Annotated in this window: 19 protein-coding genes and 1 riboswitch; of the genes, 5 read left to right on the top strand and 14 right to left on the bottom strand. The window is 42.2% G+C overall.

Annotated features, from left to right (window positions below; all coding sequences use genetic code 11):
• Nucleotides 1-272: 272 nt before the first annotated feature.
• The 9 genes from DESME_RS03720 to cbiD all read right to left on the bottom strand — a co-directional run bounded on the left by DESME_RS03720 (nt 273) and on the right by cbiD (nt 8,154).
• Nucleotides 273-908 (bottom strand): precorrin-8X methylmutase, encoded by a 636-nt coding sequence (locus DESME_RS03720; RefSeq protein ID WP_006715201.1) that lies wholly within the window; start codon nt 906-908, stop codon nt 273-275.
• Entirely contained in the window at nt 905-1,273 is a 369-nt protein-coding gene (locus DESME_RS03715; RefSeq protein WP_006715202.1) for a sirohydrochlorin chelatase, read from the bottom strand. The genes DESME_RS03720 and DESME_RS03715 overlap by 4 nt, the downstream gene beginning before the upstream one ends.
• Entirely contained in the window at nt 1,270-2,034 is a 765-nt protein-coding gene (gene cobK, locus DESME_RS03710) for a precorrin-6A reductase (RefSeq protein ID WP_006715203.1), read from the bottom strand. Before cobK ends, DESME_RS03715 begins: the two co-directional genes overlap by 4 nt.
• Entirely contained in the window at nt 2,031-2,720 is a 690-nt protein-coding gene (gene cobJ, locus DESME_RS03705) for a precorrin-3B C(17)-methyltransferase (protein WP_006715204.1), read from the bottom strand. Before cobJ ends, cobK begins: the two co-directional genes overlap by 4 nt.
• A 26-nt stretch (nt 2,721-2,746) precedes the next feature.
• The gene (locus DESME_RS03700; RefSeq protein WP_006715205.1) at nt 2,747-3,865 is read right to left on the bottom strand and encodes a cobalt-precorrin 5A hydrolase; all 1,119 of its coding nucleotides are present in this window, start codon (nt 3,863-3,865) and stop codon (nt 2,747-2,749) included.
• The gene (gene cobM, locus DESME_RS03695; RefSeq protein ID WP_006715206.1) at nt 3,862-4,641 is read right to left on the bottom strand and encodes a precorrin-4 C(11)-methyltransferase; all 780 of its coding nucleotides are present in this window, start codon (nt 4,639-4,641) and stop codon (nt 3,862-3,864) included. Before cobM ends, DESME_RS03700 begins: the two co-directional genes overlap by 4 nt.
• Before the next feature lie 31 nt (nt 4,642-4,672).
• Nucleotides 4,673-5,368, bottom strand: coding sequence for a precorrin-2 C(20)-methyltransferase (gene cobI, locus DESME_RS03690; protein WP_006715207.1), 696 nt, complete (start codon nt 5,366-5,368; stop codon nt 4,673-4,675).
• Between the two features lie 64 nt (nt 5,369-5,432).
• Nucleotides 5,433-6,668, bottom strand: coding sequence for a bifunctional cobalt-precorrin-7 (C(5))-methyltransferase/cobalt-precorrin-6B (C(15))-methyltransferase (locus tag DESME_RS03685; RefSeq protein ID WP_006715208.1), 1,236 nt, complete (start codon nt 6,666-6,668; stop codon nt 5,433-5,435).
• A gap of 140 nt (nt 6,669-6,808) precedes the next feature.
• Nucleotides 6,809-6,986, bottom strand: a riboswitch (cobalamin riboswitch).
• A 70-nt stretch (nt 6,987-7,056) separates the two neighbouring features.
• Entirely contained in the window at nt 7,057-8,154 is a 1,098-nt protein-coding gene (cbiD, locus tag DESME_RS03680; protein WP_041484068.1) for a cobalt-precorrin-5B (C(1))-methyltransferase CbiD, read from the bottom strand.
• 214 nt (nt 8,155-8,368) lie between these two features.
• Between cbiD and DESME_RS15565 the strand changes: the two genes are divergently transcribed.
• The gene (locus tag DESME_RS15565) at nt 8,369-8,695 is read left to right on the top strand and encodes a YmaF family protein (RefSeq protein WP_006715210.1); all 327 of its coding nucleotides are present in this window, start codon (nt 8,369-8,371) and stop codon (nt 8,693-8,695) included.
• Nucleotides 8,696-8,876: 181 nt separating this feature from the next.
• Nucleotides 8,877-9,641, top strand: coding sequence for a MerR family transcriptional regulator (locus tag DESME_RS03675; RefSeq protein WP_006715211.1), 765 nt, complete (start codon nt 8,877-8,879; stop codon nt 9,639-9,641).
• 129 nt (nt 9,642-9,770) lie between these two features.
• Here DESME_RS03675 and DESME_RS15310 read toward each other — a convergent pair whose 3' ends face one another.
• The gene (locus tag DESME_RS15310; RefSeq protein ID WP_006715212.1) at nt 9,771-11,339 is read right to left on the bottom strand and encodes a cell wall-binding repeat-containing protein; all 1,569 of its coding nucleotides are present in this window, start codon (nt 11,337-11,339) and stop codon (nt 9,771-9,773) included.
• Between the two features lie 725 nt (nt 11,340-12,064).
• Between DESME_RS15310 and DESME_RS03665 the strand changes: the two genes are divergently transcribed.
• Nucleotides 12,065-12,892, top strand: a complete 828-nt coding sequence (locus DESME_RS03665; protein ID WP_006715213.1) for a TrmH family RNA methyltransferase — start codon at nt 12,065-12,067, stop codon at nt 12,890-12,892.
• Nucleotides 12,893-13,339: 447 nt separating this feature from the next.
• On the opposite strand, the gene DESME_RS03660 is transcribed toward DESME_RS03665, so the two are convergent.
• The 4 genes from DESME_RS03660 to DESME_RS03645 form a co-directional block, all read right to left on the bottom strand.
• On the bottom strand, nt 13,340-14,215 hold the full coding sequence (locus tag DESME_RS03660) for an RCC1 domain-containing protein (protein WP_006715214.1): 876 nt from the start codon (nt 14,213-14,215) through the stop codon (nt 13,340-13,342).
• Nucleotides 14,216-14,364: 149 nt separating this feature from the next.
• Nucleotides 14,365-15,186: a methyltransferase domain-containing protein gene (locus tag DESME_RS03655; RefSeq protein ID WP_006715215.1), complete on the bottom strand. Its 822-nt coding sequence runs from the start codon at nt 15,184-15,186 to the stop codon at nt 14,365-14,367.
• Between the two features lie 285 nt (nt 15,187-15,471).
• Entirely contained in the window at nt 15,472-16,674 is a 1,203-nt protein-coding gene (locus DESME_RS03650) for an aldo/keto reductase (RefSeq protein WP_006715216.1), read from the bottom strand.
• A gap of 206 nt (nt 16,675-16,880) precedes the next feature.
• Nucleotides 16,881-17,063 carry a hypothetical protein gene (locus DESME_RS03645; protein WP_025248640.1) on the bottom strand — a complete coding sequence of 61 codons (183 nt, stop codon included), beginning with the start codon at nt 17,061-17,063 and terminating at the stop codon, nt 16,881-16,883.
• 215 nt (nt 17,064-17,278) lie between these two features.
• On the opposite strand from DESME_RS03645, the gene DESME_RS16360 reads away from it, so the two are divergent.
• Nucleotides 17,279-17,413: a hypothetical protein gene (locus DESME_RS16360; RefSeq protein WP_006715218.1), complete on the top strand. Its 135-nt coding sequence runs from the start codon at nt 17,279-17,281 to the stop codon at nt 17,411-17,413.
• Nucleotides 17,414-17,811: 398 nt separating this feature from the next.
• A complete protein-coding gene (locus tag DESME_RS03635; protein ID WP_006715219.1) occupies nt 17,812-19,095 on the top strand; it encodes an IS110 family RNA-guided transposase in 1,284 nt (427 codons plus the stop codon).
• Nucleotides 19,096-19,279 lie beyond the last annotated feature (184 nt).

Raw genomic sequence — 19,279 nt, 5'->3', positions numbered from 1 at the left:
TGCTCACTTATAATCACCTCCAAGAATATCAGTAGGTTTTATCTTTGATTTTTGAATGCAGAGTTACGTTACAGACGTTCGGACGGGCGCTCGTAGACCAAGCTAAGGACATAACTGCTGGATGGAAGTTGCAGGAGCAGTTCCGCCCAAGCTTGGTGACTACTCGCTATTAGTCCTCGCTTACTGTAATCGCAACTCGCTTCGAAGCTTTTCTGAAAAGTGCAAACGCCTTCATGGATGGGAAAAAGCGTTGCCAGCCCAAGAGCGCTAAATTATAGTGTCCTACCAATGGCAAGGTAAATCAACGCATTGATGACCGTTGCTGCCATTGGACTTCCTCCACGAGTTCCTAAAACCGTAATCGAGGGATACTCTTGTTTCTGCCAAAGCAGATCCTTCGATTCCTTCGCTCCTACAAACCCGACAGGAATCCCCACAATCAGGGCTGGGCGATACTCTGGGTTTCGAGCAAGCTCTAACACTTCAATCAAAGCCGTTGGCGCATTACCCACAGCGACAATAGATCCCTTTAAACGCTCTTTGTTCAATCGGAGCGCCGTCATCGTCCGAGTAAGCCCCCATTCAGCCGCTTTCTCCGGAATACGAAGATCTCCCAAAAAGCATTCCGCGGTCCCTCCGAGTTGGGCTAACGCTTTTTTGGCGATCCCTGCGCGTACCATTTCCACATCCGTAATTACAGAAGCTCCCTGTTTTAAAGCGTGGAGTCCTTCCTCTATAGCACGTTTATGAATTGCTATTACCGGCTCCAATCCCAAATCTCCGCTCGTATGAATCAACCGCTCAACGACCTTAAGCTCTTGCGCGTTCCATACCCGTTGCAGATTCTGATGGATAAAGGACATACTATCGCGTTCAATTTGAGCTGGATCGGTTAAGAAATTGTTCATACCCTTAAGGCCTCCTTAATTCTCGAACTCGCTAAGATGGCAATTGAGTCATCTGCACCCAACTCAGGCGTAAAAACAATCTCTACTTCCGGGTGTGTCTCCTGAATTTCTTGAACTTCATTACGAATATCTACAGTGACATGCATACCTCGAAAAAGGAATAAAGGCATAATAATAATTTTTTGAGCTCCCGCCTCCACTTTCGCTTTAACCGCTTCAGGCAATCTCGGTTCCCAATTTCCCATAAACGCTGGAGTAACCTCATGGCCCAAAATATCTTCGACTTTCTTAGCAACTTCTATTAAACTATCATTTGCTTCCTTCCGACGGCTTCCATGCCCGAGAAGGATAATTTCTGTTGTCATTTAAGCTCCTCCACCCTTTTCAAAAATTCATTGATTGTTTCTACACGTCCGGGTCCCTCCCTTTGAGGGCGTTTTAAAACAATAATGGGAATTTCTAATTCAAGACAGGCCTTGATTTTCTCTTCCGTTCCTCCAACCTGCCCGCTTTCCTTGGTAATGACGACCTCAATTTTAAGCTGCTCCCAAAGCGCTTCATTAAAGCGTTGCGTATACGGTCCCTGGGCAGCAATAATCTGGTACGGTTTAAACCCGAGAGCCTCACAATGGAGTAACACTTCACTGCTCGGCAAGACTCGAATGAAGATTTCTTGCTCTATAAATCCTGGGACTTGAAGCCAATCTTTTAAATTCTTGCTTCCTGTACTTAAGAAAATTCGGCGCCCTAGGCGGGAAGCTAACTTACCTGCTTCCTCTAAGCCATCAGCCCAATGAATAAGTGGGGAATCACCTGTATGGATTCTTGGCCTCTCCCACCGGAGATAAGGAATTCCGGCTTGCTCGCACACCTTCTGCGCAAGCTCATGCATCTTCTCTGCATAAGGATGGGTTGCATCAATCAAGGCCATAATTAAATTTTGCTTTAAAAGACTAAAAAGTTCTTCTTCATCCAAGGCCCCAAAGCGTGTCTGTAAACCTTGGGATTCTGCAATCTCTGCCCCATATTCCGTAAGCGTTGAAACCCAAACCTGATGACCACGAGACTCGAGCTCGCTTGCCAAGCCCCGACCATCCTCTGTCCCGGCAAGAACGAGGAGGTTCATAGAATATACCCTCGCGGAGTGACCATATAGGAACCGATTACCCGCGTTTGGGAGCTTCCAATGATCACCGTAGTCAGCATATCAATCGGCAAACGTGTAAACTCCTCTAAAGTAGAAATCGTGACTTGGGGTAACTCTCCCCGCAATGCCTCGCGAACGATCCCCACGGGAGTCTCAGGTGAGCGAATCTCCAAAAGGAGTTTGCGAATCTCTTCAATCTGGCCTTGCCGCCCCTTACTTTTGGGGTTATAGATGGCTAGCACAAAATCGCCTTCAGCCGCCAAGCGAGCCCGCTTAAGAATGACCTCCAAAGGGGTGAGTAGGTCACTTAAGCTGATCACTGCAAAATCATGCATCAAAGGCGCTCCCAATTGGGAAGCCGCAGCATTAGCCGCTGTCACCCCTGGAATTATCTCTAGAGGCAGATCTAAACACCCTGCTTCTTGCAAACATTCAATCAAAATTCCAGCCATCCCGTATATCCCCGCATCACCACTACTGACCAGTGCGACGGAATGTCCATCTAGGGCTAATTTCACAACTTCCCGGCATCGATCAATTTCCTGACGCATGCCAGTAGATACAACAGTTTTATCCCCAATTAATGGGCGCACAAGGTTTATGTAGGTAATATAACCGGCAACGGTATCGACTTCCTCCCAGACTTTTTGGGCACGTACCGTCATATGTTCAGAACTCCCTGGTCCGATTCCTACGACAAAAATCTTTCCATACTGATCGCGACCGTGACTCCGCTTTGTTTCTGCTTGGGAAGAATCAATTCTCCATGTCTCGTCCCCAATAGACTGGCTGCTTCGCATACTCCATCCACTCCAATCTTCTCTTTTACAAACTCTGATTGAGACAATCTCCGTTGTTCCACAAGGGTCTGAATCTCAGTAGCCGAAAACGTTTGAAACGGAACGCCCATCTCGTAAGCCGCTTCAATTATCCCGGCTTCCTGTTGTTTAAGATCAATACTAAATATCCCTGAGACGCTCTGCTCAGAAGCACCAATTATAGATAATGATTCCTGTATAGCCTCTAAAACATTTTCTTTACTAATTCCTCGACGACTTCCCACCCCTACGCTTAGCGCTTTGGGAACAAAAGTAATCCATGGTAGATTACCGTTTGAATGAGATTTATGAAAGGGAGTAACCCAAATCTGAGCACTCTCTTTTTCATCTTCATCGACAAAAATATAATGTTCATCCTTCTTTAACGTATGCTCTAATGACAAACCGATCTCTAACCAAACCTTAAGACATCCTGTATCTAAAAGGCAACGATTAGCATGTTTCAAGCCGCTTACAGGCTTAACCGCCCATCCCAGTCTCCGTGCATATTCATCAGGGGCAATCAAGCCCTGAACATCAGTTGCTGTCGTAATCACCGGTTTCGCCTTAATCTGATCAGCAAGCGCTTTGGCCCAAGCATTAGCCCCTCCAAGATGACCAGAGAGCAAAGAAATCACAAACTGGCCCTTCTCGTCCAGGACAAGGACTGCTGGATCACGATCTTTGCTTTGGATTAAAGGCGCAATCTGCCGAACCACAATTCCCGTTGCCATAACAAAAATCAGCAAAACCGATTTCTTCCATAATTCCGGTAAAATATCTGCCAGTCGTTCAAACGTGTGGGGCTCTTCAGCTTCTAGAAGGCAATCCGGTTTAGAAGTTAGGCATTTCTGATGAATCCATAATTCCATCATCTCCGGGCTAACCTCATATTCCTGAAAACTCCTCATAATTTTCTCGCCCATAGTCCATGCCTGATTCGTAAGGACAATCACAGCAATTGGACCCCTCAAGTTTTCACCGAGCTTCATGACTTCTGACCAAGCCGGTATTCATGGCTGAATTCTGGGTCATAGAGTTTGGATCTCAAGCCTTGGTGAGAATTAAGGAAGTCTCCCACCAAAATTTGAGCCTGTTTTCGAATTCCTGCTTGCTTAACTTTCTCTTCGATCGTTGCCAAGGTTCCAATAACTTTTTGTTCATCCTCCCAGCTTGCCCGGTAAACTACTGCAACAGGTGTTTCGGGAGCATAGCCTGTTAATAATTCCTGAACCACACGGCTCATATCTTGCACACTGAGGAAAATCGCCATACTTGCCTGATGTTTAGCAAGCTCTGCTAAGCTTTCTTTTTCGGGTACAGGCGTGCGCCCCGCCAAACGGGTGAGTATCACGGTCTGACTGACTTCAGGAAGCGTAAACTCTCTTTTTACCGAAGCTGCTGCTGCGAAAACTGAGCTCACTCCAGGAATCACGGAATAAGAAATTCCCCGTTGCTCAAGAGGTTCCATCTGCTCCTGAATCGCTCCGTAAACACTCGGATCCCCCGTATGAAGTCTTACCACGGTTTCTCCGTGCTCTACTCCTTCAATCATGATGCGCAGGGTATCTTCTAAAGTTAAGCCTGCACTATCGTATAACGGAATTCCTTCCCGACAATAATTCAAAATCACTGGATTGACGAGAGAGCCTGCATAGATTACCCGATCCGCTGTTTCAAGAACTCTCTTGCCTTTAAGCGTTAGCAGTTCAGGATCACCAGGTCCTGCTCCTACAAAAATGACTTGACCTTTATTACGCTCAACCACACTATCCCCTCCAATGCAAATTTTCTGGATATCACACTGACCTGTTAATCAACACAAGACTTAAATAATCGACTTTTCCTGCTTCCTCCTGCTCAGTGAGTTCACGAATTTCTTCACCAGCTTGTCCTACTCGAGTTGCCAAAACTGCCTTTCCCCCACTTTCGTGGAGATCCTTCAGGACCTCTGGCAGATTGCGTGAAACCTTCATTACCACCAGATTCGGAATTTCGGGATATTTATCAACCCCTTCAATCCCTGGCAAAACAAGAAGCGGTTCATCTCCGGTAGCTAGCGGCTGATTCACTTTAGCCGCTGCAGCAGCCATAGCCATGATTCCCGGAACAGTTTCAATTTGCTCTGAAGGCAGTTCTTCTTTTAAAAGGTTTAAAAGGTAGGTGTATGTACTATAGAAAGAGGGGTCCCCTAAAGTCAAAAAAGCAACCGATTTTCCAGAATGCAGAGCATATAAAATTTGTGTAGCCGCATTTCGCCAAGCTACCTGGAGAATTGCTTCATCTGACGTCATTGGCATTTCTAATTCCATCAGTTGAATATCCGACGGACAGTGCCCTTTAGCAATCTCCCAGGCCACACTCTCCCGATCCATCCGGGATTTTGGCACAGCAACAACGTCAACCTGTTTAAGCACTTCAACCGCTTTTACCGTGATCAGTTGAGGATCGCCTGGTCCAACTCCAATTCCGTAAAATTTACCTTCTATTGTCATATATTTCTCTCCTTCCATTTGTTACATGCTGAGATATCTTAGAGACGTTCAGCCATACGCTTGCTTACTCTAATTGCCTTTTCCTTGCGTTCAAAATAAAGACAGGATTCATGGCTTGAGCCATATGAAAATCCTTAATCCCCTTCCAGCGGACTGCCTGAATTGAGATCACATCAATCTCCTCAAAATCCTGCTGTTGGAGTAGCTCCAACCCCCGCCCCACAGTCTCCAGGGTAACTGCCGTTAAAACAACTCTTCCACCAGATCGCAGTGGCGCCTTTTCTAAAATTTCTTTGAGTTGGCCATGACTTCCTCCAATCAAACACACGTCAACTTGAGGAACTTTTTCAAAGGCCTGAGGAGCTGTACCCCGGACGAGTTGTAAGTTGGGAATCCCAAATTTCGTTTGATTTAACAAAATAAGTTCTTGAGCTTCATTATCTTCTTCTACGGCAAAAACCCATCCTCGCCGTGCTAACTGAGCTGCCTCAATACTTAAACTACCCGTCCCTGCTCCCACATCTAAGACCTTATCATTCTCCTGAATCTTAGCTTTAGCAAGAACCTGAACCCGAATTTCCTCTTTTGTTAAAGGTACTTTACCACGAATAAACTCTTCATCAGGAATTCCCAAGCCCGCATTTTCCAAAGTTTGAGTGTTCTCTAGATTGTCTCCTTCTTTTAATGAAGGAGGATAGAGAAGGACGATTGCATGATTATACGTTTTTTTCTCTTGTGCCAGCATTTGTGCGTCAGTGGTAACCCATTCCTCTTCTGGATAACTTAGAAGATTTCCCAATGATATTTTTAAATTTATCCCATATCCATCATAATAGGCAGCAACTTTCTGAGGGGTATTTTCTCCACCTGTTAATATGGCTAAAGGCTTTTGAAACGTTAATGGCAAACGGTTCAGTGGCCTACCATGAACGCTGTGTAATTCAGCTTCTTGCCATGGCAAACCAGCTCGTGCAAAGGCAAACTGCATGGAGCTTATTCCGGGATAAACGCTAATCTCCGTTTTGGGAAACTCACGCTTTAACATTGGAAGAAAGCTATAAAATCCAGGATCTCCTGACACCAAAACACCCACTTGCTTCTTTTCAGTTAAAGCCAAGCGTATTTCTTGGATAGTCTCACTCAATTTTCCAGACAAAATGATGCAATCACCCGGGAAATTAGGAAAAAGTTCGAGTGCACGCTTTCCTCCAAATAATACTTCGCAGGATGCAACAATTTGGTCAATTACAGGCGGTAACCATTCCCTGCTCCCCGGTCCGATCCCAATGACTTTTATCATTCCACAACCTCCGCTATGTTGTAAATTCTTCCCTATATCTGAATATTCTAACATAATGTAAAATAAAAAAGATGAGTCTCGACCGACTCATCATGGTTTATTTGCTTGCGCATACTAAACTCATCCCCTATCGCTCGTAGGTTAAGTAAATGCTCAAGGCAGGTCTCCTGGCTTCAAGTCGATGCTCCCTTCCCCTTCCCAGTTTCCCAGTGGGTATATCGAAAGGAACTCCTTGTTTCACAGTGGCGGGACCGCGCCGGAATTACACCGGCTTCCCTTTTCATCCTCCGAAGAGGAACCTTGATTTCTAATTATTCATTTCATTCTTGTCTCTGATAATTCTAGAGATATTGCCAAAATCCCTTTAATTAGATTAAAAAGCTTAAAATTAAAATTCATATTCGTGGGGCCACTGCCATTTTGACTGAATCCATTGTTGGGCTGTATCGTCCCATCCAATGAAACTTCCATCTAATAAAGTAAGCACCGTTCCCACCTTCACCTTTTCCTGAACATGTTCCATTGCACGCCGGCTCACTAAAGCGGCAATTTCATGGATTAGATCTTGTTCACCCAAGGAAATTAGCTCTGTTGCCGCTCCTTCTGCTGTAGGAAATTCAGCGATACTCCTTAACTGCTCCAAAGAGATCCCATGAAGTGCAGCATGAGCCACTAAAATCTCCATTCGTGCATCTGCGACATGGTTATGAGTATGAAAAATTCCTCCCGCAACTTTTAAAAGCTTCCCGATATGGCCTAATAAAATCACATTCTTAATTTTGCGATAAGCAGCTTCCTCCAAAATAAAGCCGACGAAATTACTCATCTGAATTACAGCTTCTGCTGGTATTTTTAATTTCTCAGTTGCTGTCCTAAATCCATAATGACCCGGTGTCAAAATGATCGTTTGATGTCCATAAGCGATCGCTTGATCCAGTTCCGGTAAAATCGAATTCTTAAAAGCCTCTTCTGACATAGGCCGAACAATTCCCGTAGTTCCTAAAATAGAGATTCCCCCAACAATACCTAGTCTTGGATTTAAGGTATGCTGAGCTATGCGCTCACCCTCAGGCGCTTCGATAATCACTTCAATTTCTTCTTCAGGAAATACCTCACGGATGGCTTTTCGAATCATCTGTTGAGGAACCGGATTGATCGCACTTTCGCCAGTTGGTACTTGGAGCCCTTTTTTAGTAACAATGCCGACTCCTTTACCCCCACGAATGTGAATTTCTCCTTGATTAGACAGAACCCGTACTTTAGCTTGAATCTCTAAGCCATGGGTTACATCAGGATCATCCCCAGCATCTTTTATAATCCCAGCATTACCCCAAACACTTTCTTTTTCCACCCATTTAAGAGGAAGATTTAAGCGTTCTCCACTCGGCAACGGGATTTCAACAGTTATTTGTTTTAGTTCATTTTTAAGTTGAAGGCAAGCAGCCTTTGCCGCACCGGCAGCACAGCTTCCTGTGGTATACCCCATCCGCCATTCATGAGAATCCTTATCTTTATGACTCAAACTCTTCCTTCCGCCTTCCTCTAAAGAATAAGTCTCTTTCTTATTTTATACTCTATTATTTTAGGAGAAGTTCGGCAAATTTACTCCATCTTCCTTCACGATATTTAAAAGATCTGCCAAGTTTCACCCTTGTACTTAAATATGCATAAGCTATGAATATGAAGGCGAGGTGAATCTAATGGTTTCGTCTGACTATCATATTCATTCTTTTGGAGCACGCACATCCTGTGCTAACGGTCATATTCACTGGATGTGCGGAGTAACTGGGCCTAGTGTTTCAATGGGTCCTTCTCATGTTCATTACTACGATGGAATAACTTCCTTCGATCAGGGTCATGTCCACTGCTTTAGAGGCTGTACCGGACCAAGTATACCTTACCCTGGGGGCGGGCACGTTCATTCTATGAATGGATGTACGAGTATCGATCATTATCATTCACACCATTACGGGTCTTATACAGGGAACGAGGAATCTTCAAGGTTATTCCAAAGTAAAGTACTCTAAATTCGTTAAACTCATTAGAAAGCTAAATTTCAACTCGTAAAAACTAGGACAATGCTAAGCTTCCGACTGGCATAAGTCCTAGTTGTTCTTATGGAAATGAATATTTTATTTAGGCAATTATTTTCCTCTTTACCTTGACGCAGCGTGAAGGTGTATAGTCATCTTGTCAGGAGGTCATCACATGGAATACACAGTACAAAAGTTAGCACAGATAGCAGGTATCAGCACTCGTACCTTACGGTATTATGATGAAATTGGAATTCTCAAACCGGCAAGAATCAGCTCGTCAGGGTATCGCATTTATGGCCAAGCTGAAATCAATCGATTACAACAGGTCCTATTTTATCGAGAGCTGGGTGTGAATTTAGACAACATCAAAAATATCGTAACCGCACCTTCCTTTGACAGCACAAAGGCGCTGGTAGAACACCGTGAGAAGCTTCTTGAAAAAAGGAAGCAATTAGATGTCTTAATTGCCAATGTTGACAAAACCATTGCACAATCGGAAGGGAGAATTATTATGTCCGATAAAGAAAAGTTTGAAGGCTTTAAACAAAAACTTGTAGAGGACAACGAAGCTAAGTACGGCCAAGAAATCCGTGAGAAATATGGTGATAACACGGTTAATGCATCTAATCAACAGGTGTTAGGGATGTCCCCAGAGCAATATGAAAAGGTCACAAAACTAGCTGAAGATGTCCTCGAAACCCTTTATGCTGCCTTTAAAACGGGTGACCCTGCAGGTGAACTCGCTCAAAAAGCAGCGGATCTCCACCGTCAGTGGCTCTGTTATTATTGGGAAAGCTATTCCAAAGAAGCCCATGCAGGGCTTGCTCAAATGTATGTGGATGATCCAAGGTTTACTGCACACTACGATGAGAAACAACCCGGCGCCGCCGAATTTTTAAGAGACGCCGTCTTTATCTACACGGGAATGAAGAAGTAGATAACGTATGAACCAAAATTAGCATTCCGTTTTAATGGACCATAGTAGGATATTGCGAACCAGAAATTATTATATATTTTTCTATTGGGATGCATTATAAAGCCGTCACACAAATGTGACGGCTTTTTCCTAATTGGAAATAGTAAATCCGATTTTGTTACTATAGTCTGTTTCTCCAGTATCACTATTCCGTAGGATTACGAGTAAAGAATACTTTCCAGGTGTTAACATATATTCAGGAATATTTGACCCAGAGTTAGCTGAAAAGCTCCAGTTTCCACTGGGCCCAGAAAGTTGTATCTCGGAATACCAATGCCAATCTATCTTATCACTACTAGGAATTGAATAAGTTACTATAACAGGTGAACCCTTTAGGTAGATTTCATTATTAATAGGGGAAGCGAGAAAATTATTACCACTCGATTTTGTATTAACTACAACACTTGGCAAATTCCAAATCTGAGTACCTTCCTCCGGAAATGCAGTAATCTGAATTTGATACGTACTATCTGGTTCAAGAGGACCCACTGTTAAACTTGTTTCTCTTGTATCAAAGTGCCACCCCAGTGCAGTTCCAACTTTAGTGACGTTCACTTGATAATTCGTAAAACCGCGTATACTACTCCATTTAATCGTTAAATTCCCTGAATCTATTGTATCCCCATTTTTCGGATAAACAATCTCATTTGATCCAAGGATAGGTACTTGGTTGTTCGATAAAGCAACAAGCATATCAACAACTTCGGACGAGATAACTCCCTCCCCTCCCAAAATTAGTATGCTTCCGATTTTACTATTATCCTCTTCGTTGGTAATCCCCGCTTTGTTGTTAGTTGCAAGAATGAGAGGTGAATTTGAAAGAGCAGCAAGGGCAGAACCAGCTAAGGCATCTGGATAGTTCTCTCCGGTAGCAGCATAGACCTTAGCGAAATTAAGTTCGTTACTGAAATTCTTTAGTATTGCATTGTTTGTTTCATATCTATCGTTGCCTGATAATCTTTGTGCACCGGGTAATTGCTTCATAATTGTTTCGCTAATAACACCTGACCCGCCGATTACATAGGTTTTTGTTACCTGATGTTCTTTGAAATAGGATAGTATACTATCGGGCAAAGAATCTTTGGGCGATAAGAGAATGGGCATTCCGTTACTTGCTGCAATCGGGGCGATAGATAAAGCATCAGGAAAATTTTCTCCTGTAGCGACTACTGCTTCAGGAATCGATTGGGACTGAGCGAAGATGAAGTCTGCTACGTTATGTGAAGTATCATATCGATCAGTTCCTGCTAAACGAATAATTCTAAAGTTTGCCTTATTTAGTTGATCTTCAATTGTTTTTGAAATTACCCCTTCTCCACCTACGATATAGATATTTTGAACTCCTAGCCGCTTAAACTCAGTCATAAGTTCATTTGATATAGTGTCTTTTTGGGTTAACAATATTGGAGCTGCTAATTTTTTGGCTAATGGAGCTGCTGATAATGCGTCTGGAAAATCTTCACCTGTTGCCAGCACCACGTTCTGTGATGTTCCATTTTTCCAACCTTCCTGGGAAATCTTTATCGATGTATCATACCGATCTACCCCAGCAATACGTTGAGCTGATGTTGATGCTTGGACAATATTGACTGATAAACTAACTAGTATTATGGTCGAAATTGTTATGGTTGCAATAAGTCTATTTCTGATTTTAAACAAGATAAGCCTCCTCTTATCGAAAGAAAATAGAACTAAGGATAAATTAGTCTCCTTTATATTACAGGAACTAAGTTTGTATTTCATTTAGTAAATTATGTATTTCTTTAAACAGTTTATTTCCACATGAGTATATTAGAGGCCGCAAGAGACAATCAAAATGAACCGTTGCAATTTTCCGAAACCGCAATGATTGTGATTGAGATTAAACCTGAAACTAAAGAATCCCGTCCTTGAACGAGATTCTTTAATTAAATAAATTTTAATAAACTTCCCATTATCCTACTTACCGTTATAAGAATTAAGGGAAGTCTTAGTATCATAGGATCTAGGCAAGAGTCGACCCCTTTTCGATCACAAGCCACAATACACTTAGATAATATTATGGGGTATAATTGACGCAGACCAATGTGACGCATTAATAGGATTATGTGCAATAAAAGTTTATTTTGTGGTGGAATAAATGAAATAATAGATGGTTATTACATCAACGAAGATGGAACAAGCGGAAAACATGTTCTCGATTAAATATAACATTTATTTAATGAACATTATTTGTATATTATTTCGTAGTGGTAGAAAGATGTGTCTTATGAGCAATATAGTCTAGTTAATATTATACTATATTAATGGTGGTGTAATTCTTACTTACGGTAAAAAAGGATTTTATGTTGCAAAAAAATCAAGGTTTGATATGTTTCAACTAACCTCGAACATAAGGAGATAAGATGTCAAATATCATTGAGATAAGCGATTTTTCATCGCCCAATTTGGATGTCTTTGCTCGCCTGACGGAAACGCAGCTGCGCAACCGGTTGGAGCCGGAGATGGGCATCTTTATTGCGGAGAGTACCAAGGTAATTGGACTTGCCCTCGACGCTGGATGCGAGCCTATTTCACTTTTGATGGAGCGCAAATACATTGCAGGGCAGGCGCACGGTATAATCACCCGCTGCGGAGATATCCCCGTCTATACTGCCGATAGCAACCTGCTAGCAGGGCTGACTGGCTTTCAGCTGACCCGCGGTGTGCTGTGTGCCATGCGGCGTCCTCATCTACCCAGCGTTGAGGAGGCGTGTGCCGGTGCAAGTCGAGTGGCTGTGCTTGAAGGTATTGCGGACTCTACCAACGTCGGTGCCATTTTTCGCTCGGCTGCAGCGCTAGGCATCGATACCGTGTTGCTTACCCCCTCATGCTGTGACCCACTGTGCCGGCGTGCGGTGAGGGTGAGCATGGGTACCATCTTCCAAGTGCCATGGGCCCGTATTGGCAGCGAGCCCTCGCAGTGGCCGCAGCAGGGCATGAAGAGTCTGCGCAAGCTAGGCTTTAAGACCGTTGCCATGGCTTTAAATGATAACGATGTCAGCATCGACGATCCGCAGCTCATGGCAGAAGAAAAGCTTGCTATCGTATTGGGTTCAGAAGGTAATGGACTGGCGCCCTGCACGATAGCTGACTGCGATTACACCGCGTGCATCCCCATGTCCCATAACGTGGACTCTCTGAACGTTGCTGCAGCCAGCGCCGTGGCCTTTTGGCAACTCAGGGTCCGGTAAGCTTTTATATTCACATAATACGTCGTAAAAGTAGGATGTTGTGAAGTACAGATAAATAGGAATTTATCTATGTGAAGCTGGATGAAGGAATGGAGAAAAATATATTTAAGCCTAATACTTTTAGCGAATTTTAAATAGAGCAACACATTTCAATTTATCTATGTGATTATATACATAATTAGTAATTGAAGTTAGGGTACATTATTCTCATGTAGCGCAACAAACTCATGAAGTACATTATTCCCATTATCCTACTTTTTGTACTTAAACTAGGTTTGTCTGAACTTCCAATTATTAGCCTAACGGGTATATGGATTAGCGGAAGTTCATTTTCTTGGATTTCACTATAGCGAATAAGAGTAACTGGAAGATAAAGGGCTAGAGCCATTGTTTGTATAGTACCAATACAAATTAAGGTTTCGCTATCCAGACCCTACTATAATGCATTTACTTAACTTTTATATTGCCGGTCAGTTGAATGCCACGCCAACCGCTTACATCGCATTGGCCATAATCATTATCACCCACTGCAAGCACCGTTCCGTCAGATTTAAGACCGATGGTATGAGCGCAACCCGCCGCAACTGCTACAATATCGCACCAGTCACTTACATTGCATTGACCATACTCATTCCAGCCCTTAGCCACCACAGTACCATCAGGTTTAAGACCGATGGTATGACTACTACCCACCGTTATCGCAACAATACCTCGCCAGTCGCTTACATCGCATTCTCCTTCTTTATTGCGACCAACAGCCACCACCGTGCCGTCCGATTTAAGCCCAACGGTATGAAGGTAACCCGCCACAAGCGCCACAATATTGTGCCAGCCGCTTACATTGCATTGTTGATACCGATTATTACCCACAGCCGTCACCGTGCCGTCCAATTTAAGACCGATGGTATGCCAGTCACCTGCAGCGACCGCCATAATATCATGCCAGCTGCTTACATTGCATTCACCTTCATTATTTCGACCCACAGCCACCACCGTGCCATCCGATTTAAGCCCAATGGTACGACGCCAACCCGCCGCAACCGCTATAATATCGCGCCAGTCGTTTACATCGCATTGGCAATGCTTATTCCAACCCACAGCCGCCACTGTACCGTCAGATTTAAGTCCGATTGTATGAGCATTACCCGTGTTCGTCGCCATATGAACATTACCAGCCGTGACTGCCACAATATCGCACCAATCGCTTACATTACATTGGCCATAATTATTATCACCCACAGCAGTCACCGTTCCGTCAGATTTCAGACCAACGGTATGACAACGACCCGCAGCTATGGTATCTTTGTGTTTATATAAGTCCATTCCACTACCTCCGTGTGCATGGTTCGCCTTATCCTACAAACCAGACCGTATAAGAATAATTGGAAATTAGCCAGAAGAAGTCATACTCATGCTTTTAAATAAACTGACATTACAGTTTCCGCCAATAAACGTTATGACCTGAAGCCATCCTATTTATATTTCTGAGCAATAATCTTATTCATTGCATGTTGATGAGGTATACCAGAGGAATTACAGTCAAAAATTACTTCTGAACATTCTTGGATTAACCAATCGTGATAATACATAAATAACTCACCAGAAGTCCAATTACAAGCAGTAGGCTCCTTCTCAGGGGCTTGAGCTATAAATGGTTTATTTACAAATACATTAAAGACGTGCAACCCGTTAGGCTTGGTAAATTGTTTGTAATTGCTTAAAATATCTTGGCGTAATTGAGGTTTAATGTAGTGAAAGACACCGCTCGAAAAGATTACATCGAAATGTGTATCTAAGCGAAAATCTAAAATATCGGCTTTAAAAGTTTTGACTTGCACACCCACTTGCTCAGCAAGTCTTTTTGTTTTTTCAAGACCAGCATCAGAGATGTCAAACGCCGTTACGTCATATCCATTTCTCGCAAAAAATACTGCATCCTTACCTTCGCCACAACCAACATCGAGTAGTTTTAGGTGCGAAGATGGTGGCAATAATTCAAGTATCCGTAAGCATATTTTTGATGGCTCGACACCCCAATAATATTCAGGTGTTTTATATTCTTCTTCATAAATAGTTATTGGCTTATCGTAAGAAGCATAACCCAGTAACTTATCAATACTAATATCAAATACTTGTGATAATCTTGGTAGTAAAGCTATATCTGGTAGGCTCTGAGCCGTTTCCCATTTTGAAACAGCTTGAAAGGTTACTCCAAGTTTTTTAGCTAGCTCCTCTTGGGTAAGCCCTTTTTCTTTACGATATCTACATATATTTTTAGCTAAATCGTCTCTCATCTTTTCACGCTCCTTTTTACACCCCTATTTTATTGTTTAGGAAAGAGCGTTTCAATAACTTAATATTTGATATTCTTGAGAACTCAACTCTGGGTTGAAGTATCTCATTTAAGAAAGTGATAATACTTCCCATTATCCTACTAATCGTTATAAGAATAATGGGAAATAGAGTTTAGCCCCGATATGCCAAAAAGGCCTACCAACAAGTCTACTTCAGAGGTGCAGAATTAAGAACCAATAAGGTTTTTACAATAATTATCACAACGAATTCACGTTTAAACGTCTTTATTTCTCACCTTGCCTCATGACCTTTTTTACTACCCAATTAAATATCTTTCCGAAGAAATCATCGAATTCAGAGGAAACATTCTTAAGTTCTTTCCTGATTTGTATATGCTGAGGACAACTCTTCTCACATTTACCACAATTAGTACATTCAGATGCCTTTGCTGGCTTACCACCATTACCCCCTAATATTAATGTATACATTAACCTAGCACTCATTTTATTAAACATATATATATCATTATATTTACTGAAACACTCTGGAATATTTACGCCTGACGGACATGGCATACAGTATCCACATGCGGTACATGGAACTTTCGTTAGCTCTTTATACTTATCCCTTACTTTTTCAACCAATTCAACTTCCTCTTTGGTGAGACTGTTCGGTTCAGTAGTATTTGCGACATTGATGTTCTCCCTAATATGCTCGTCTCTATTCATTCCTGATAAAATACATGTAACTTCCTTATGGTTCCATATCCATTTTAAAGCCCATTCTGCTGGACTTCTCTTTACTTCCGCCGTATCCCATAATTGCTGCACTTGTTTTGGAACCTTTTTTGAAAGATTGCCACCTCTAAGTGGCTCCATTACAACTACTGCAAGGTTCTTTTCTGTAGCATATTTTAAACCTTCGGTTCCAGCTTGGTTATATTCATCTAGAAAATTGTACTGAATCTGACACATATCCCAGTCATAATCATCTACAACATTTTTAAATGTTTGAATATCACAATGAGCAGAAAATCCAACATGTTTGATATAGCCCTTTTCTTTTGCATCATCAAGAAATTCTAATATACCGAGTGTCTTTAATCTATGCCATTGGTCTTGGTCAATGATAGCATGAACAAGATAATAGTCTATTACATCCAACTGCATTTTCTTCAGTTGTTCTGCCAATATTTTATCCATGTCTTCTCTCTTATGAACGAGCAATGATGGAAGTTTAGTCGCTATGTTAACTTTTTCTCTTAAATTCCTATCTTTAAAGACCCTGCCAAGGAACCTTTCACTTTCTCCATTATGATAAAAATATGCCGTATCAAAATAATTAACACCCTGTTCGATGGCATACCTAATCTGCTCTTCTGCTTTAGTTTCATCAATTCTACCAAGATTAGTTGTTACTAATCTCATACACCCAAATCCGATTGCCGATATCTTATCACCAATTTTAGTCACCACTCTATATTTCATCTCTTATACCCCCCTTATTTTTAAGATTTATTCATATCCATGGTTATATTTTTTCTTTAAATTACCCACAAATTCACAATTTAATAACAACATAATTAAGACCAAAATAGGCCTTAATCTACTTGATTCGCATTATCCTACAAACCAGACCGTATAAGAATAATGGGAATCACTAAAGCTGGATTTATCCTCTTCGCACGAACTCTTTATCCATTTGTTTGAATACGTGGGTCTACCTGTTCAACAAAGGTCCAGGTCTTTCCTTTATCATTGGATTGGTATTTTCCCATGACGCGTCCGCCGTTATAGTCCCCTTGAGGTCCTTGCCCTACCAAGACAAAGAGCTTGCCCTGATAATACTTTGTACTAGCTAATCTATAGCTTTCCATATTATGGCAATTTATATAGACAAAGCATAGGATGTACTACATTAAGGCAAAGGAGGAATTGAAATGGCATTCGGTGCTGGAGTAGTTGATGGAGCTTGTCGCCCTCGTTTTTTAGAAGGAATTGCAATCGTAGTTGTAATCATTCTTCTGCTTATTGCAATGGGAATCGTCTTCTAATCTAAGCAAGTCAAAGAACTCTGGAAGGAGGTAATATCATGTACGGTATGGGCTATGGCATGGGATGTTGCCCCACAGTTGCTCCAGTTGGTGCTGGGGTTGGTGCAGGCGTAGGTGTAGGAATAATCGCTGTTGCTATTTTGATTCTTATTGCTTTAGGAGTAATCTTCTAAATCAAAGAAAGGAAATAAGCTTATGTTTGGATTTAGGCGTTTTGGATTCTTCCCGTTTTTTGGTCTTCCATTTTTTAACCCATTTTTCTTCCCGTTTTTTGGCTTCCGCAGAAGGTTTTAATAAATTAAGGGCTAGGCTATTCACCTGGCCCTTTAATAATACATACTGTCGTATTGCAATAATAATCAAGATTATAAGAATAACTGGAAGTGGATACAGGGCGCGTATGCCTATAAAGTTACAATCCCTTTTGAGCGTTCACATGTTATGACGCATTTGTAGCATTCCTGTAACAAGAAAAAATGAGCTTTGAAAAAAAGATGACCTCACGTTAAGCTTTGAGAGGACACACTGTTGGCCAACAGAATCCAATCAAAAAATACCGGAGGTCATCCAGATGAATTTTACACAAAACGAGAAACTAAATCAACTTTCAGAAAGTAGTATTGTCATTGGAGTGGACATCGCAAGCGAACTTCATTATGCCAGAGCTTTCGACTGGCGAGGAGTAGAGCTAGGGAAAGTATTCAAGTTTGCAAACACTGCAGAAGGATTCAAAGACTGCTACGCATGGATTGAACGGCTAAAAAGGCAGACACATAAGGACTCCATAATAGTAGGCGCAGAGCCAACCGGCCATTACTGGTTCAATCTAGCATCATATTTTAAAGAGCAAAGCATTAAGCTAGTCCTGGTCAATCCATTTCACGTAAAACGTAGTAAAGAACTGGATGACAATCATCCGAGCAAAACGGATGCCAAGGATCCTAAAACAATCGCTAAGCTGGTGATCGAGGGCAGATTCAATGAGCCTTACATTCCGGAAGGGATCTATGCGGAATTGCGAATAGCTACGGCTTGCAGAATGCGCATACAAAAGGATATGAATAGCATAAAAAATCGCATCCAGCGGTGGCTAAAAATATACTTTCCCGAGCATGAAACGGTGTTTGCTAAATTTGATGCCACAAGTAGCATGCTGGTGCTGCAAGAAGCCCCTCTACCCAGCGATATTGAAAAACTTGGAGCAGAAGGAATAAACCAAATTTGGAGGGACAACAAACTGAGGGCAGTGGGTATGAAAAGGGCTAAGAGCCTGTATGAAGCTGCTCAAAAGAGCATTGGTTGCACCGAAGGAGAGTTTTGTTCCCGAATGGAAATCAAGCTATTACTCCAAGACTATCATAATAAAACAGCACAATATCAAGCGATCACAGAGGTCATTGATGGTTTGTGCAGTCAAATACCAGAAGTAGCAAAGCTACTTGAAATTAAAGGTGTGGGACTGGTTTCAGTAGCTGGTTTTATCTCTGAGGTTGGAGACATTAGACGCTTTAATTCTCCGAAGCAGATTCAAAAACTTGCCGGATTGGCCTTGCGAGAAAGCAGCTCAGGCAAGCACAAAGGACAGACCACGATCAGCAAACGGGGGCGAGCGCGACTGAGGGCAATTCTATTTCAAGCGGTGATGCCACTAGTCTCTAACAACACAGAGTTTGCAGAGATACATAAGTATTACACGACAAGAAACAAGAATCCTCTCAAAAAGAAACAATCGCTAATCGCCTTAAGCTGTAAACTGATTCGGGTATTCTATGCAATATTAACGAAAGGCATAGACTACGACCCGCAAAAGCTAATTAAAGACATCCATCGTCCCGTTGAGTATTTAGCAGCGTAACAGAAAGTGCAAATAAGCAGTTCTGTTGGTAGGCGTCACCACAGAATGTACCCAAATCATAGTAATCTAACAAGATAAAAGAGCTGGTAGTCAGTCAACATATTATCCATTAGAGCAAAGACTCGGTTTTGTAGCATTACTGACACCCAATCATGGATAGGTGGAACGAAGGAATTTAGGGCAG

The organism is Desulfitobacterium metallireducens DSM 15288 (genome assembly GCF_000231405.2).
In the GTDB taxonomy this organism is placed as follows: Bacteria; Bacillota; Desulfitobacteriia; order Desulfitobacteriales; family Desulfitobacteriaceae; genus Desulfitobacterium_A; species Desulfitobacterium_A metallireducens.
The sequence above is the reverse complement of the archived record's forward strand: the minus strand, read 5'-3'. Positions and strand labels throughout refer to the sequence as shown.